Source organism: Metasolibacillus sp. FSL K6-0083, from assembly GCF_038630865.1.
In the GTDB taxonomy this organism is placed as follows: domain Bacteria; phylum Bacillota; class Bacilli; order Bacillales_A; family Planococcaceae; genus Metasolibacillus; species Metasolibacillus fluoroglycofenilyticus.
Window position 1 is genome coordinate 1,424,750 of record NZ_CP152046.1, and the last position, 16,215, is coordinate 1,440,964.

Sequence of the window (16,215 nt, forward strand, 5' to 3'; positions counted from 1 at the left end):
AATCGAGCAGCCTGAAACTCCATGTAACCGAAGCTTAATTGATTGCACAAAATTTTGTGAACTACAAAGCATACCTGTTGCAAAATGTATAACAGATTGAGAGAGATTGCAACTTTTTTTCAATATTTCATTTGAAACATTTGTAACTCTTCAACAATTTGCTGTCCATTCCATACTGGAATTGCACCTTCTTTTAATAAATTATTCGTTCCTTTTGATTGCTCTGAATGAATGGGTCCTGGTACAACGAAAACATCTTTGCCATGCTCCAACGCATGGTCTGTTGTAATAAGAGTGCCACTTTTCATCGCTGCCTCAGTTACTACTAAAGCACAGCTCAAGCCACTAATTATTCGATTACGCATCGGGAAATGCCATTTCTTTGGTCCCATATACGGTGGGTATTCTGTCAATAATAGATGCTCGCTCACTATTTTAGCCGCAAGATTTTTATTTTCCTTTGGATATAGATGGGCAAAACCATGTCCTACGACAGCGATTGTACTACCACCTAATTCAATTGTCATCTGATGTGCTAATGTATCTGCCCCTTTTGCAAGTCCACTCACTATTACATATTGCTCAGCAATTAAAGGTGGCAATATCGATTGTAGAGCAATTGACGAATAATTTGTCGAATTGCGTGATCCAATACAAGCAATTTTTTGACGCTGCAATAAATCAATATGCCCTTGTACATAGATGACTGTAGGAGCATCGCTAAGCTGCAACAGACTTTTCGGATAATCCTCACTCGTAAAAGGTATTGCATGCATATTATGCTGCTCATAATACACTTTAAAGGGTGTATTTGCAGCTTTATTATAATTTACTTTTAATGTTTGCGCTGTTTGTAGTTGGATTTGAAGTATTTGTGCAAGCTCTTTTGCCGAAATGAATTGCAATTCGTGCAATGTCTGTATTGCACATAATAGGCGCTGAAGTTTATTTAATGGCAGGGGATAAACATAATGCAACGCTAATAATTGCTGTATTTCTTTTTGATTTAGCATGTCATCGCTCCTTCAAGCAGTGAAGTACTATGACCGCATAGCAATGTTTAGGGACGTTTCGTCTGAGTTTTATCAAAATTAATCACAGTAGAGAACCTGTTATATAAGATAAACACTGAATCTAACAGCTTTTTGAATTTATAACCAATTTTTCACTGCATTAAAGAATGAGTTAGATTTTGCAAACAGCCCCTAAAATATAGCGTATGGGGATACAGCTATATTAAGAAAAGTGTAGCTTAAATCTACAAGAAAAGCCATAAAATTGAGTACTTATCTCCTTTACAAACTACATTCCTTTTAGCAATTACACCTTGGCGTAATTGCGTCGGGATTTTAAATTGTACTTGCACATCTGTACCTGTCGCTACGCTTTCGGTATAAAAAAACATTGCTGAATGGTTGGATTTTTAATAAAACACAAACAAAGCGTCCGAAAAGCGTGCTAAGCACTGCTTTTTCGGACGCCCCTATTCAATTAGTGTGTTTTACACTTCTCGTATAGACCTTTTTCTTTAATTACACGAATCAATGTTTCACCGATAACAGATGGTGTATCTGCTACTTCAATACCCGCTGCATTCATTGCTTTAATTTTTTCTGCAGCTGTACCTTTACCACCTGAGATAATCGCACCAGCATGTCCCATACGTTTACCTGGAGGTGCTGTTTGACCACCGATAAAGCCTACAACTGGCTTTGTCATGTTTGCTTTTACCCACTCAGCCGCTTCTTCCTCAGCCGTACCACCGATTTCCCCAATCATTACAACTGCATATGTCTCTGGGTCATCATTGAACGCTGATAATACGTCGATAAAGTTTGTCCCATTTACAGGGTCGCCACCGATACCAACAGCTGTTGTTTGACCGATACCTGCTTGTGACAATTGGTGTACAGCTTCATATGTTAATGTACCTGAGCGTGATACAACCCCTACATGTCCTTTTGTATGAATGTAGCCAGGCATAATACCGATTTTACATTCATCAGATGTAATAACACCTGGGCAGTTTGGCCCTATTAGGCGCGTCTTTTTGCCTTCCATATAGCGCTTTACATTTACCATATCAAGAACAGGGATGTGCTCTGTAATACAAATTGCCATATCTAAGTCAGCGTCAACTGCTTCCATAATAGCATCTGCCGCAAATGGTGCTGGTACGTATATAACAGATACGTTCGCTCCAGTAGCTTTAACCGCTTCTTCAACAGTGTTGAAAACTGGAACTCCCTCTACTTCTAAGCCGCCTTTACCCGGTGTTACACCAGCTACGATTTTTGTACCGTATTCAAGCATTTGCTTCGTATGGAAAAGTGCAGTTTCACCCGTAATCCCTTGTACGATTACTTTCGTGTCTTTATTAATATAAACACTCATTAATTCTCCCTACCTTCCTTAGCCTACAAGTCCTACGATTTTTTGTGCGCCATCAGCCATAGAGTCTGCAGCGACAATATTTAAACCAGATTCATTTAATAATTTTTTACCAAGCTCTACGTTTGTACCTTCTAAACGCACTACTAATGGAATTGTTAACCCTACTTGTTTCGTCGCTTCAATAACACCCTCTGCGATAACGTCACACTTCATAATACCACCGAAAATGTTAACGAAAATTCCTTTTACATTCTCGTCAGATAGGATAATTTTAAACGCTTCTGTTACTTTTTCTGCTGTAGCGCCGCCCCCTACATCTAGGAAGTTTGCTGGTTGACCGCCGTAATAGCTAATCGTATCCATTGTCGCCATCGCTAAACCAGCACCGTTCACCATACAGCCGATGTTACCATCTAATGAAATATAGCTTAAGTCATATTTAGAGGCTTCGATTTCTTTTGGATCTTCCTCATCAAAATCGCGTAATTCAACGATATCTTTATGTCGATATAATGCGTTTGCATCGAAGTTGAATTTCGCATCAAGTGCTACAACTTCATCATCACCTGTTACAACTAACGGGTTGATTTCAACGATTGATGCATCTTTTTCTACAAATGCTTGATATAAACCTAGCATTAATTTAACCGCTTTATTCACTAATTTCGTTGGAATATTCATGTTGAATGCCATGCGACGTGCTTGGAATCCTTGTAAGCCTACAACTGGATCAATAATTTCTTTGAAGATTTTTTCAGGTGTATTTTCTGCCACCTCTTCAATATCCATACCGCCCTCTTCAGAACCCATTAAAGTTACGCGAGAAGTAGCACGGTCAAGCACTAAGCCTAAGTAATATTCCTTGCGAATATCTGATCCTTCTTCAATGTAAAGTCGTTTTACTTCTTTACCTTCTGGACCTGTTTGGTGTGTTACTAATATTTTACCAAGTAGTTCTTTCGAGTAAGTACGCACTTCTTCAAGATTTTTTGCGATTTTTACACCGCCAGCCTTACCGCGACCACCTGCGTGAATTTGTGCTTTAACTACTGTTACGTTAGCGCCTAGCTCTTTTGCTACTTTCACAGCTTCATCTGGAGAAAACGCTACTTTCCCTTTCGGCACAGCAACGCCATACTTTCTCAAGATTTCCTTCCCTTGATACTCATGGATATTCATAATCCATCCTCCTATCAGACAATTTGGATATTATTTTAATTACCATCATCTATTCTATACAAACATTCTGACAATGTCTATAATTGTCTTTAATGCGGAATTTTCAATCAATTATACTGTATTATTCTCGAAATATTATTTGTATTTGTTATAAGACAGCAAAAATGCTACTAACTGCGTCGTTTTAACTCATTATGCTCACGGTCCAGATGATAAATAAAGGCGAATACTTCTGCCACAGCCTGATATAATTGCTCTGGTATCGTTTCGTTTAAATCAAGCTGCCCTAATAATTCGACAAGATTCGGGTCCTCATGAATTGGCACATTATGCAACGAGGCTTGCTCTAAAATATTTTCTGCAATTTTCCCTTTCCCTTTTGCGACAACCTTAGGGCCAGCACTTTCTGATGGGTTATAAGTTAGAGCAATTGCTTCTTTTCTAACATATTTCCTTTCACTCATACGCGAATATCCACCCCACTACGCTCCTCAACTTGCTCTTTTATAGCTTGTCCAGCTTGCTCTTGTAGCGCGCTTTCAAACTGCTTTATAAATACACCAGACAATTGATAGTCCTTGCTAGCCAAGCCTTCTTTCAAGGATTTTTTTAGTGGTTCTGCTAATGGCGTTAACCCCAAGTTATCATTAAAAAGCGTCACCGTGACGATGCGATTTTGTACCTGCATATCGATTACCGTTTCTTGCAAGGATTCCATATGCAAATAAAAGAGAACACGTGCGTAATTAGCATCAATTTTACCATCCTCTTTCATACGACCGTTCCACTGCAATGTTGCATCCATGCGCTTTCCAAAAAACTCTAGGGGTACTTGCATAACAAGCTGATGCTGATGTCCATTTTCACCTGATAATAACTGCATACCGTTCATGCGTGTCATCACCATTTCTGCCGCATCGCGCAATGCGGGTGGCGTTGTCATATCCTGAATAAGCGCTAATAGCTGCGGCTTTAACTGTCCTGCAATAGCCTGCATATCCGTTGCCTTATTTTGCAGTGCTGCCTCATAGCTTATACCTAGTCCCTTTAAAACTGTTTTCATCGCCTGTTCCATCGCCTTGCTATCAATAGCTGATTGAAGCTGGGCATCAGCTTGTGTTAGCTGTGACTGAATCACAGGCTGCGACATATTTTTTGCCTCCTGTACAATATTGCGCAGCAACAACTCTTGATTATGCGCTGTGAGCTCGGGCTTTATCATCGAAAGTATTTGCTCCTTCGTTGATAAGCCTTGCTCATTATTCGTAAAAAGCTGCGCTGTCGTATTATTCGCATAAGCTTTGAGTAGCTCTGTTTGCAGTTGCTGAGCAAAGGTTGTTAGTGCTTGCTGGCTTTGTGGTAGCTGTGAAAAGCGCGTAACAAGCTGCTGTATATGCTCTTTTTGCGCTGTCGTTAGTAGGCTGTCCCCTGCGATAAAAGCACGTACCTGCTCCGCAATTGCAGCACTTTGCTCAGGTTTTGCTTGTACAATTTGCGTTAATAACTGCCCTGCGCTATTTAAGGGGGCTTGCCCTTGTGCCTGTTGTCCTTGCCAATTAGCAAGAGTCGCATTTTGCGGTACAACGCTCGCTTGCTTGAGTAGCTGTAAAAACTGCAATCGCTCACTAATATTTGCTGTTGTATCGCTTAGTAATTGCACTGCACGCGCTAGCATTGTACCGCCTAGTTCGACATCAAAGGGCTTAGCAATTGCCTGCAACTGCTGTATAACAGATGTTTTTAATTGTTCATTGCCTGCTGTTGAAGTCGACAATTGCTGTAATAAATTTTGTAATGCTGTCGACATACCGTCTGTTTTTGCTCCTTGCACTAATGCCTGAAAAACTTGATTTGTAAAGGGCATTTTCAATTCAACCATGCGTTGCATCGCCAAAAGAGCATCCTGCTTCGACACACCTTCTGGCAAGCTTTTCATCCATTGCTCGGCCTGTATAAGCTGTTCCTTTGAAATCGGAATTTGCTGCTTCATAAAATAGCTTAGCACTTGCTGCATATCCGCTGTTTTTGGTAAATTCATTGTTTCTAACAACTGTGCCATTTGTTGTGTTGGTGTTAAAGTGGAGGACATCGGATTCGATACGACTTTTAGCTCCGTTTGTGTCCCACTCGTATTTGTCACCTGAAAGAAGTGCGCGTCACCAACTTTCAATGGCACTTCTAATTTCGCTATTAATTTATTATTACCCACCTGTATTTCTGCCATTTGGTCAGGATAAAGTTGTTTAATTGTACCGTGAAATATTTGTCCTTGCTTTAATGTGAGCGGCTGATTCGTTGCTGTTATTTGCGCTTGTTGCGCAATTGGATTAAATGATGTAGATGTCATACAATCACCCTTTCATCATAGATTTTATCGGCTCAAAGCTTACACGATGGTGAATGGTAGGTCCATATTTGGCAAGCGCCTCTAGATGCTGCTTCGTTCCATAGCCTGCATGCTGCACGAATCCATATTGTGGGAATTCCTTTGCCAGCTCCTCCATATAATCATCACGCGCTGTTTTAGCTAATATAGAAGCAGCTGCAATCGCTAAGCTTTTTGCATCCCCTTTAATAATAGACTGTTGTGGTACAGTAATTGGCAATGTCATCGCATCCGCTATTACAAAATTTGGCTTCATTTTTAACGCTAATACACTGCTCGCCATCGATTGCTTCGTTGCCTCATAAATATTGAGTGTATCAATCATTTGGGCACTTTGAAAATGGATGCTGTAGCTAAGCGCATGTTCCTTCACTAATACACTCATACGTGCTCTCGCTTCTTTCGTTAATTGCTTTGAGTCATTTAAACCGAGTAAAGCCTGACAATTTTCAGGTAAAATAACGGCTGCCGTAACAACTGGACCAGCAAGTGGCCCACGCCCTGCCTCGTCTACACCTGCAACGAGTTGTCCAAACTGCGCATCAAAGGCAATCTTTGCATCATGTGTTTGCTGTAGTAGCTGCTGCTTATCCATGCGCTTTAAAAATTGCTGCCATGCTTTTTGCACACCTGCCCGCTCATCATATTGGATTGCCTTCATCCACGGCTCTTGCTTTGTGGCTGCTTTCAAAGCAACTGTAATTTCCTTAATCGTCTGCATATTTCATAACCTCGTCTCTACTACGTATATCGGCTTATTTTTCTTATTATAAAACAAAATCAATTACACTGCGGCGAACTTGCTCAATTAAAATAAAGGGCTTGTGAGGAAATGCTACACCTCACAAGCCCTTCTCTTTTTCAAAACTACTCTTCTTGAAACTGGGTTATCCGATATAAAAATGCGGCAAATTGGGCACGTGTTACAGGCTCGCCCGGTCGGAAATTCCCATTATCGCCAAATGCGATGCCTTCACGTTCTAACACTGCAATATAGCCTGCACTCCAATGCTGGCTGTCCACATCCGCAAATGAGCTTGTACCCTCTGGAGTTAAACCTAGCACACCAGCGAGCACCTTCGCTAGCTGTGCGCGTGTCATTTTTTCTGCTGGCAAAAATTCACCATTTTTCCCATCTATAATGCCTGCCTGTTGTAAGACAGTAATTTCTTTATAGTAGGGATGGGTTGGTGACACATCTGAAAAATGAATGGCTGTTCGCACTTTTTCAAATGCAAATGCCCTTGTTAGTAATGCCGTTACATGCATACGACTAATTGCCTCATTCGGACGGAAAGTACCGTCTTCATAGCCTTGAATAATGCCAAGTGCTACTAACTCATGCACAATTTCATTTGCCCAATGGCTTTCCATATCGCTAAATACCATGCTAGGTAGTGGCGACTCTTGCGCTGTTTCAGATTCCTCTTGCGGCAATTTTATCCACTTCGCATAAAGCTCGATATTTTCTCGAACAAGCGTCTCCTCTTCCCATCGTTTTGTTAATGCTTTATCTTGATACCAGCCATCAAAACGATAGCCCTCCCTTGTTGGTACAGGTAAATCGCTTATCTTTGTATTATAAGTAATTTCAATTGGTTCAAGTATTGTTCCATCATTCATGTGCAAAATGATTTTTACAGTTGATGGAGGTGAATAGCTGCCTCGGATTGGCGGTACATCCTTTGATTTCACCTGTATTATTACTATATTGCTAATTATTGCTGCTGTTTTAGTACCTGTTGCATTATTATCTGTATTTGTCACAATACAGTAATAATAGACTTCTTCTTCCACATTTGTTGGTGCTAAATATGTTGCATTTGTAGCACCGTTTATTAATGTGCCATTGTTCGTGTCATTTGTTGTACTGCTATACCATTGATAACTCAAGGAGACGCCTCCACTTGCCACTACACTCAATATAGCAGCCTCTCCTCTATTCACTATTTGATTTTCTGGCTGCGTAATAATGCTAGGAGTTGTTGCATTTGTTAAAGCATTTACTTGCACCTTTGCTACATCACTAGTCGTTGTTGTTATTTGATTGCCTGTTGCACTGCTGTCCGTGTTCGTTACAACGCTGTAGTAATAGGTAATTCCCTCTGTATTTGTTGGTGCTAAATAACTTGCATTTATTGCTCCGTTTATTGGCATCCCCTTATTTGCAACATTTGTTGCGCTACTATACCATTGGTAGCTGAGTGATGCACCTCCACTTGCTATCACACTTAATATAGCAGGCTCTCCTATATTTACAGTTTGATTTGCTGGTTGCAGCATAACGCTTAGTTTTTCTGCATGAGTTAAGGCATTTACTTGCACCTTTACTACATCACTAATCTCCGTTGCTGTCTTTTGACCAGTCGCATTGTTATCTGTATTCGTCACAATGCAGTAGTAATAGGTTGTTCCCTCTATACTTGTCGGTGCTTCATAGCGGGGATTTGTTGCTCCATCTATTAGCACACCATCGTTCGGGTCATTTGTTGTAGCGCTATACCATTGATAACTCAATGTTCCGCTACCATTTGTCGTTGCATCTACATGAAGCAATGGAGGGGCACTTCCCTCTAGAATTATTGCTCCACTTGGTTGCTTAGTAATCATTGGTGGGGCTACGTTTATTTTGGCTATAACTTCCATCTTAGCCGGATTACTCACTGCTGTTTTACCGCCGTTTCGATTTGCTACAACAGCGTAATAATAGGTAGTACCCTCCACTCCTGTTGGTACAATATAAGTTGGACTTGTTGCGCCATCTATAATTGTACCAGTTGTGTTATTATTTATTGAGTTACTATACCATTGATAGTTCAATGGCCCACCATCGCTAACAGTCGCTCCTACATTTATTGTCGGATTTGCATCATCTACTGTAACTGTTGCCCCTACAGGATGTAAATCAATAACTGGTGTAGCTAAATTGTTAGTAGAAAACGAGATAAGATGTTGAACTTTCCCAGGGTTTGTATAGCTTTCACTAAGCAGCCCTCCGCCTCTATCTTCAGATAATATAAAGCTAATTTGGTAATTATCAGTTGGTCTAATCTGTGAATTAATTATCTCAATATTTTTCCAAATTTGTTGCATTGTATTTATATTATTAAAAAGCTTCTTAGTTTGACCGACAGTTCTTGTAATAAATATATCATCTTCTAGCACTTCTTCTGTAATAAATACCTCCATACTAAAATCCCCTGAAATTTTTGATAGAAAGGAAGTATCCAATAATATTTTTCCATTCTCAACCTTCACAGTGGCATTTGTAATTTCTGCAAATTCCTGCTCCCCACCGTCAATGATTAATTGTATCCAGTCTACAGTGAGCGCCCAACCCGTATTAACATCGCCTGTGGCTTTATAATAATGATGGATTGTTAGCCCAGCATAATTATCCCCCTGCGCAATTCGGCTCCATTCATTCGCCTGAAAGGGCAGAACTGTGGTACTCCATTTATTATTTTCACCAACAAGTGTGCCAAGATACGATTGACTAGGTATTTCCCTTTTGTAAATGTCTGTGAGGGAAATCCATGGAAATGGTGTATAATTTGGACCAAGTACTATATCAGATGGATTACTTGAAAAATAAACTCGATTCCACTCACCAGTATTAGTTATTTGCTGCCTATATTCATCTACATCATAGGCGCGAATAAGTAGGTGAGCGTTTTTTTGCGGTAAATTTGTAACATTTTCAATTTTAACTTCAATTGGATATTTTGAATTAACATTTGAATTAGCATTTTTTAATTCAATATCTAAATCACCATCTGCCACACTATCAGCATTTCCCCCTCCCCAATTATCTGTGTCAGTAAAGTAAGTTGAACCAGTCGCATTTGCTGGGGTGGGTATTCCTAGCAGCGTGCCTATTACTAAAATGCCAACTATAAAAAAGAATTTTTTTCGCATTCTTGACTATCCTCTCTATATTTCATTTTTATATAAATCCAATATATACAACCAAGGTTAAAATTAGGTTAAAAAATAAAAATAGACGGCTATCGAAAAAAGTCACCTCGATAGCCGTCTATTTTATTGTTCTATAAATGCATCTTTCTCTAATTGCTCGTCCACAAAATCAAATGTTAACTTTCCTAAATGCTGGCTGCGAATGTCGCGCACAATTAGCTCAGCTACTTGGTCGTAATCAATTTCGCCACCTTGTCCGAATACACGACGTAGTTTTCCGATGTGGTCGAATGTTTCGACTAAGTCCTCATGTACAAAGGATAGCCCATAGCGTTCCTCCATACGTGTAGGATAGTGTAATGCTAAAAAGCGCAGGCCGTATACTGCTAAGTCTTCCATATTGGTAATCGTATCTTTAATGGCTCCTGTTAATGCTAGCTTATAACCAATTTCTTGATCTTCAAATTTCGGCCATAAAATGCCGGGGGTATCAAGCAGCTCTAGCTCTTTCGCTACTTTAATCCATTGCTGTGCCTTTGTAACACCCGGTGTATTACCCGTTTTGGCAATATTCTTCTTAGCTAAGCGATTGATGAGCGTTGATTTCCCTACGTTTGGAATGCCGACAATCATCGCACGAATAGCACGTGGCTTCATACCCTTCGCCTTCATGCGCGCCCATTTATCCGCTAAAATAGCTTGGGCAGCCTTTGTTACAGATTGTAGCCCTTTCCCTTCAAGCGAATTAATCGCCACTGCCTTATAGCCATGCTCTTCAAAGTATTGCAGCCATTTGCGCGTTTCAGTTTCATCTGCCATATCCTGCTTATTTAAAATTAATAGGCGTGGCTTTTGATGAATGACTTGGTCAATCATCGGATTGCGCGACGATAGTGGGAGCCTTGCATCGACTAGCTCAAACACGATATCGACAAGCTTTAAATTTTCAGACACCTCGCGGCGAGCCTTCGCCATATGCCCTGGAAACCATTGAATTGTCACAATAAATCCTCCTACCTTAAAAGGGGCTATCCAACAAATGTAACTCATCTTTTATACAGCTTATAAAGTGAAACTTCAATCAGTGAGGGTTTTCCTCATCCCCACTAAATGTTAGTTGAATCAATCGGGCTTTTACGGGCAGTTAAGCTCCCTCTTATCCTTAAGCCGGTTTTCACTTAAGTCTTGAGGTGGATGTCTTACTGCTCTTTAATGCAGGATAAATCCAACAAACTGTTACATTCAGCGTTTACAACCTTTTAAAACAAATTACCTACTTTTCTATGTGATGATTATTTTAATCAAACACAACCGAAACGTCCAAAAAGCGTGCGAGACACTGCTTTTTGGACGCCCTATGCCCTATTATTTCACTATCTTTATATCGCTTACAGGCCAAAAAATAATGCTTGTATTACCGATAATTTCCTTTTGATTGACAATGCCAATATGACGACTATCTTTACTAAAACGACGGTTATCGCCCATCACGAATACATGACCATCTGGAATGACATCTAAATTTGGGTCAATATCTTGCAACTTAAAATTCCCTGTCAAATTACCTTCCACAATTTCGGCTTTATATTGATCTAAATATGGCTCGTCGATCGGTTCACCATTTATATATAGCTGATCATCCTTGTATTCAACATGATCGCCCGGCAGTCCAATCACACGTTTTATATAGTCCTTTTGCTCTGGTGCATGAAATACAACGATATCAAAACGATCAGGGCTACCGATTTTATAGCCTATTTTATTCACAATCATTCGATCGCCATTTTCAAGGGTTGGCATCATCGAATCTCCATCTACAACGATTGGTGTGAATAAAAAATAGCGAATAATAGCTGCAACAGCAAATGCGATGAGCAGCGCTTTTGCCCATTCAAAAAGCTCATTTTTTTCTTTTTTTGTTTGTTCCAAGCGAATATCCCCCTCGTTCTTCCATACTTATTGTATACGAAATTATAAAGACAAGCAAAAAATTCTACCGCTTGACGAAAAGAAAGAGAGCTTGTCGCAACAAGCCCCCTTCTTTAAATAAATATTAGCGACGTTCTTTAATACGAGCTGCTTTACCACGTAATTCACGTAAGTAGTAAAGTTTCGCACGACGTACTTTACCACGACGAGCAACTTCTAATTTAGCGATTTTTGGTGTGTGTACTGGGAAAGTACGCTCAACACCTACACCATAAGAAATTTTGCGAACAGTGAAAGTTTCACTAACTCCGCCACCACGACGTTTAATAACTACGCCTTCAAATAATTGGATACGCTCACGTGTACCCTCGACAACTTTTACGTGTACCTTAACTGTGTCACCAGGACGGAATGAAGGTAAATCTGAACGAAGTTGGTCTTTTGTGATTTCTGCAATAATGTTTGTCATTGTTTTCTCTCCTTGGACAGATGCTCATGCACGCTCATTTTTGGCCACAGCGGAACACCGTAATTCAGCGCTTACTTAAAAGCACAGATTGAATATTATCATAGTTTTTTTATACTTGCAAGCATTTTTACTTTACAATTCACTTTTTAATTTTTCAAGTATTTTTTGTTGCTTATCTGTTAGCGCCAATGCCTCCAGTAAATCAGGACGACGCAGCAATGTTCGCTTTAAAGATTGTTCTTCACGCCACTCTTCAATTTTCCCGTGATTTCCAGATGTTAATACTTCCGGTACTGTCATGCCTCTAAAATCGGCTGGACGCGTGTAGTGCGGATGCTCTAGCAAACCCGTTGAAAAGGAATCTAATATATGGGAGTCGGCTTTTCCTAAAACCCCGGGTAATAACCGGACGACTGCATCAATAACAGTCATAGCCGGAAGCTCACCGCCCGTTAATACAAAGTCACCAATCGATATTTCATCCGTTACTAAAAATTCGCGTATGCGCTCATCATAGCCCTCATAATGGCCACATAAAAAGACAAGCTCTTCTTCCAGCGCTAGCTCCTCAGCCTTCTTTTGTGTGAAGCGCTCACCTTGTGGACACATTAAAATAACACGCGGCTTGCGCCCGGCTGTAATTTCCTCAACCGCTTGGAACATTGGCTCAGGCTTCAGCACCATACCTGCGCCACCACCATATGGATAGTCGTCCACCTGCTTATGACGATTATCGCTAAAATCACGGATATCGGAGACAGCAAGTGTAACAGCATCTTTTTCCTGCGCTTTTTTCAAAATAGATGTATTAAACACGCCCTCAAACATTCCTGGAAATAGGCTCAGCACATGAATCTTCATCATAATAACCCTTCCATCACATGGATAATAATTTTTTTATTATCAATATCAATTTCTTTTACAACATCCTCAATATAGGGAATGTAATGCATTTTTTTAGGGCCCTTCACTTCCCATACGTCGTTTGCGCCTGTTTCTAAAATATCTGTAATAACGCCGACACGCTCGCCATCTTCAGAAAATACTTCGCAATCTTTAATTTCAAAGTAGTAATATTCATTTTCTTCAAGCTCATCATCTTCAAGCTGGTCCATCGTCACTTTTAATAAGCCTTCTTTAAATGGCTCAACTAAATTAATATTGTTCATGCCCTCAAATGTTAATAAAATAAAGTTTTTATGGCGGCGAACACTTTCCACTGTCACCCAAATCGGACGCTTCTCATCCTTTTTAAACACCGCTAGTTTGCTGCCAACAGCAAAGCGCGTATCCTCAAAATCCGTCGTGGAAATAACACGAACTTCCCCGCGGATACCATGTGTATTAACGATGCGTCCTACATTAAACCATTCCATGTTTGTACACCTCTTATATAGTCTATCTTCGCTCATTATATAACAAAAAAGAGGAGGGAACTAGTGCGCTCCCTCCTCCTTTTTTATGTAGGCTAGCCAAATGCTTGGTCAGCCTTAATCATCCAATATATCGACGTAAGTCTTTTTCTTACGGTGACTGCCCGCCGCTGAATAAACAATTGTTCGAATCGCCTTTGCGACACGTCCTTGTTTGCCTATGACTTTTCCTCGATCCTCTGGATGAACAAAAAGCTTATAAACAATTCGATTGGTATTTTCATCCGTCTCAATACGGACTTCTTCTGGGTAATCGACTAACGGTTTAACGATTGTTTCAATCAGTTGCTGCATATCATGTCACCTCAGATTATTTACTGAATTTTTGGTTATGGAATTTTTCCATAATGCCTTGCTCTGAGAACAAGTTACGAACAGTGTCAGATGGTTTTGCACCATCAGCTAACCATTTAAGAGCTTTCTCTTCATCGATAGCTACAGTAGCTGGAACTGTAAGTGGGTTGTAAGTACCTACTGTTTCAATTTGACGACCGTCACGTGGTGAACGAGCATCTGCAACTACGATACGATAGAAAGGAGATTTTTTAGCTCCCATACGTTTTAAGCGAATTTTAACTGCCATTTTAATAGCACCTCCGAATAAGTTTCACACAAGATAGTATATTATCAATGTTTGTGTTGTTTGTAAAGTGTTTTTTCTTAACACCTAAAAATTTTATTTGAACAATGAGTCTAAACCAGGTAATTTCATCTTTTTCTTTCCTTTTCCAGATGCCATCCCTGTCATTTGCTTCATCATTTTTTTCATATCCTCAAATTGTTTCAATAAGCGATTCACTTCTTGAATTGACGTACCTGACCCTTGTGCAATACGCTTTTTGCGACTTGAATTAATAATTTCAGGATTTGTTTTTTCAGCCGGTGTCATCGAGTAAATGATTGCTTCAATGCGCCCCATTTGCTTTTCATCGACTTGTACATTGTCCATTCCTTTTACTTTATTCATGCCAGGAATCATTTTTAATAATTCATCAAGTGGACCCATTTTTTTCAGTGCCTGTATTTGTTCGATGAAATCGTCGAATGTAAAGCTTTGCGTTAAAAACTTTTCTTCTAGCTCCTTCGCTTTTTCCATATCGACATTTGCCTGTGCTTTTTCAATTAATGATAGCACATCACCCATCCCTAAAATACGGCTTGCCATACGCTCTGGATGGAATGATTCAAGCGCGTCCATCTTTTCACCCATACCGACAAATTTAATCGGCTTCTCTGTCACAGCACGAATCGATAACGCTGCACCACCACGTGTGTCACCATCAAGCTTTGTTAACACAACGCCGGTAATACCTACAGCTTCATTAAAGCTCTCTGCAACATTCACAGCATCCTGCCCTGTCATCGCATCTACAACTAAAAAGACTTCGTCTGGCTCTTTTAATGCACGAATATCCTTTAACTCCTGCATTAGCTCCTCATCGATATGCAAACGTCCTGCTGTATCGATAATAACAACATCTAAATGTTCTTCTTTCGCATGAGCCAATGCTTGTCGCGCAATTTCCACAGGTGAAACATCCGTCCCTAATGAAAAGACAGGTAATGCTAGCTGTTTCCCTAATGTTTGAAGCTGTTGCACGGCTGCCGGACGATAAACGTCAGCTGCTACTAAAAGCGGCTTACGATTATACTTTTTACGCAAAACATTTGCAAGCTTACCAGTTGTCGTCGTTTTACCAGCACCTTGCAAGCCAACCATCATAATGACAGTCGGTGGTCTTGAATTAAATTTGATTGGGCTTTGCTCGCCCCCCATCAGCTCTGTTAATTCATCCTGTACGATTTTAATAACTTGCTGGCCTGGTGTTAAGCTTTTCATTACTTCCGAACCGACAGCACGCTCACTTACTTTTTTTACGAATTCTTTTACAACCTTCAAGTTTACGTCCGCTTCAATTAATGCCATTCGGACTTCGCGCATCATTTCTTTTACGTCTTGCTCCGTTACTTTCCCTTTACCTGTAATCTTTTGAATCGTTCCTTGGAGCCGTTCTGCTAATCCTTCAAACGCCATTCGCCGTTGCCCCCTAATCCACTTCTTTCAGTTGTTCAATCAGTGTTAATTGTTCTTCAAGCGTCGTCCCCTGCTGTAGCGCCTTTGTCAGTTGTTCAAGTACTTTTTGACGCTCTTGAAACTTCTCCAACAACTGTAGTTTATCCTCATATTCTTCAAGCATCGCTTCAGTGCGACGTATATTATCATAAACTGCTTGACGAGACACTTCATACGACTCTGCAATTTCGCCTAAGGAGTGATCGTCTAAATAATACAGTTCCATATAACTGCGCTGTTTATCTGTCAATAATGCTTGATAAAAGTCGAAGAGAAAATTCATGCGTGTTGTTTTTTCCAGTAGCATTTTACTCTCTCCATTCATAATTTCTCTCTTGTATCATATGATGTTTCTCAATGTCCGTCAAGGAAAATCCCTTTATATCGCATACTTCAAGCGGGTTTATTAGCTGGCACTCGTGCATTCCGATTT

The 16,215-nt window shown here is 40.1% G+C and carries 16 protein-coding genes; all 16 read right to left on the reverse strand.

All coding sequences use genetic code 11. The features are described from left to right. Window positions 1–119 precede the first annotated feature (119 nt). The 16 genes from dprA to MHB51_RS06905 all read right to left on the reverse strand — a co-directional run bounded on the left by dprA (window position 120) and on the right by MHB51_RS06905 (window position 16,089). A complete protein-coding gene (gene dprA / locus MHB51_RS06830; RefSeq protein WP_066169988.1) occupies window positions 120–1,013 on the reverse strand; it encodes a DNA-processing protein DprA in 894 nt (297 codons plus the stop codon). A 478-nt stretch (window positions 1,014–1,491) separates the two neighbouring features. Then, window positions 1,492–2,394: a succinate--CoA ligase subunit alpha gene (gene sucD, locus MHB51_RS06835; RefSeq protein WP_066169986.1), complete on the reverse strand. Its 903-nt coding sequence runs from the start codon at window positions 2,392–2,394 to the stop codon at window positions 1,492–1,494. Window positions 2,395–2,412: 18 nt separating this feature from the next. Then, window positions 2,413–3,573 (reverse strand): ADP-forming succinate--CoA ligase subunit beta, encoded by a 1,161-nt coding sequence (gene sucC, locus MHB51_RS06840; protein ID WP_066169983.1) that lies wholly within the window; start codon window positions 3,571–3,573, stop codon window positions 2,413–2,415. Window positions 3,574–3,743: 170 nt separating this feature from the next. Continuing rightward, the gene (locus tag MHB51_RS06845; RefSeq protein ID WP_066169980.1) at window positions 3,744–4,037 is read right to left on the reverse strand and encodes an EscU/YscU/HrcU family type III secretion system export apparatus switch protein; all 294 of its coding nucleotides are present in this window, start codon (window positions 4,035–4,037) and stop codon (window positions 3,744–3,746) included. Beyond that, a complete protein-coding gene (locus MHB51_RS06850; RefSeq protein WP_342559264.1) occupies window positions 4,034–5,920 on the reverse strand; it encodes a hypothetical protein in 1,887 nt (628 codons plus the stop codon). Before MHB51_RS06850 ends, MHB51_RS06845 begins: the two co-directional genes overlap by 4 nt. Window positions 5,921–5,924: 4 nt before the next feature. Next, a complete protein-coding gene (locus MHB51_RS06855; RefSeq protein WP_342559265.1) occupies window positions 5,925–6,680 on the reverse strand; it encodes a ribonuclease HII in 756 nt (251 codons plus the stop codon). Between the two features lie 146 nt (window positions 6,681–6,826). Further along, entirely contained in the window at window positions 6,827–9,877 is a 3,051-nt protein-coding gene (locus MHB51_RS06860; protein ID WP_342559266.1) for an S-layer homology domain-containing protein, read from the reverse strand. Between the two features lie 123 nt (window positions 9,878–10,000). Continuing rightward, on the reverse strand, window positions 10,001–10,879 hold the full coding sequence (gene ylqF / locus MHB51_RS06865; RefSeq protein ID WP_342472865.1) for a ribosome biogenesis GTPase YlqF: 879 nt from the start codon (window positions 10,877–10,879) through the stop codon (window positions 10,001–10,003). A gap of 363 nt (window positions 10,880–11,242) precedes the next feature. Next, on the reverse strand, window positions 11,243–11,806 hold the full coding sequence (gene lepB / locus MHB51_RS06870) for a signal peptidase I (RefSeq protein WP_107942278.1): 564 nt from the start codon (window positions 11,804–11,806) through the stop codon (window positions 11,243–11,245). 124 nt (window positions 11,807–11,930) lie between these two features. Beyond that, window positions 11,931–12,275 (reverse strand): 50S ribosomal protein L19, encoded by a 345-nt coding sequence (gene rplS / locus MHB51_RS06875; protein ID WP_342559267.1) that lies wholly within the window; start codon window positions 12,273–12,275, stop codon window positions 11,931–11,933. Window positions 12,276–12,407: 132 nt separating this feature from the next. Beyond that, window positions 12,408–13,136, reverse strand: coding sequence for a tRNA (guanosine(37)-N1)-methyltransferase TrmD (gene trmD, locus MHB51_RS06880; RefSeq protein WP_342559473.1), 729 nt, complete (start codon window positions 13,134–13,136; stop codon window positions 12,408–12,410). After that, on the reverse strand, window positions 13,136–13,651 hold the full coding sequence (gene rimM, locus MHB51_RS06885; RefSeq protein WP_342472866.1) for a ribosome maturation factor RimM: 516 nt from the start codon (window positions 13,649–13,651) through the stop codon (window positions 13,136–13,138). The genes trmD and rimM overlap by 1 nt, the downstream gene beginning before the upstream one ends. Before the next feature lie 114 nt (window positions 13,652–13,765). After that, window positions 13,766–14,002 carry a KH domain-containing protein gene (locus MHB51_RS06890; RefSeq protein ID WP_066169962.1) on the reverse strand — a complete coding sequence of 79 codons (237 nt, stop codon included), beginning with the start codon at window positions 14,000–14,002 and terminating at the stop codon, window positions 13,766–13,768. Between the two features lie 16 nt (window positions 14,003–14,018). After that, window positions 14,019–14,291: a 30S ribosomal protein S16 gene (gene rpsP, locus MHB51_RS06895; RefSeq protein ID WP_066169959.1), complete on the reverse strand. Its 273-nt coding sequence runs from the start codon at window positions 14,289–14,291 to the stop codon at window positions 14,019–14,021. Between the two features lie 93 nt (window positions 14,292–14,384). Continuing rightward, entirely contained in the window at window positions 14,385–15,743 is a 1,359-nt protein-coding gene (gene ffh / locus MHB51_RS06900; RefSeq protein WP_066169956.1) for a signal recognition particle protein, read from the reverse strand. A gap of 13 nt (window positions 15,744–15,756) precedes the next feature. Then, on the reverse strand, window positions 15,757–16,089 hold the full coding sequence (locus MHB51_RS06905; protein WP_066170312.1) for a putative DNA-binding protein: 333 nt from the start codon (window positions 16,087–16,089) through the stop codon (window positions 15,757–15,759). Between the last annotated feature and the right edge of the window lie 126 nt (window positions 16,090–16,215).

Bases quoted from the DNA above. Each gene is read 5' to 3' on its own strand.
- MHB51_RS06860 (WP_342559266.1), bottom strand. From the start codon at position 9,877: ATGCGAAAAAAATTCTTTTTTATAGTTGGCATTTTAGTAATAGGCACG.
- trmD (WP_342559473.1), bottom strand. From the start codon at position 13,136: ATGAAGATTCATGTGCTGAGCCTATTTCCAGGAATGTTTGAGGGCGTG.
- MHB51_RS06850 (WP_342559264.1), bottom strand. From the start codon at position 5,920: ATGACATCTACATCATTTAATCCAATTGCGCAACAAGCGCAAATAACA.
- MHB51_RS06855 (WP_342559265.1), bottom strand. From the start codon at position 6,680: ATGCAGACGATTAAGGAAATTACAGTTGCTTTGAAAGCAGCCACAAAG.
- ffh (WP_066169956.1), bottom strand. From the start codon at position 15,743: ATGGCGTTTGAAGGATTAGCAGAACGGCTCCAAGGAACGATTCAAAAG.
- MHB51_RS06890 (WP_066169962.1), bottom strand. From the start codon at position 14,002: ATGCAGCAACTGATTGAAACAATCGTTAAACCGTTAGTCGATTACCCA.
- sucC (WP_066169983.1), bottom strand. From the start codon at position 3,573: ATGAATATCCATGAGTATCAAGGGAAGGAAATCTTGAGAAAGTATGGC.
- MHB51_RS06845 (WP_066169980.1), bottom strand. From the start codon at position 4,037: ATGAGTGAAAGGAAATATGTTAGAAAAGAAGCAATTGCTCTAACTTAT.
- rplS (WP_342559267.1), bottom strand. From the start codon at position 12,275: ATGACAAACATTATTGCAGAAATCACAAAAGACCAACTTCGTTCAGAT.
- MHB51_RS06905 (WP_066170312.1), bottom strand. From the start codon at position 16,089: ATGCTACTGGAAAAAACAACACGCATGAATTTTCTCTTCGACTTTTAT.
- rpsP (WP_066169959.1), bottom strand. From the start codon at position 14,291: ATGGCAGTTAAAATTCGCTTAAAACGTATGGGAGCTAAAAAATCTCCT.
- rimM (WP_342472866.1), bottom strand. From the start codon at position 13,651: ATGGAATGGTTTAATGTAGGACGCATCGTTAATACACATGGTATCCGC.
- dprA (WP_066169988.1), bottom strand. From the start codon at position 1,013: ATGCTAAATCAAAAAGAAATACAGCAATTATTAGCGTTGCATTATGTT.
- sucD (WP_066169986.1), bottom strand. From the start codon at position 2,394: ATGAGTGTTTATATTAATAAAGACACGAAAGTAATCGTACAAGGGATT.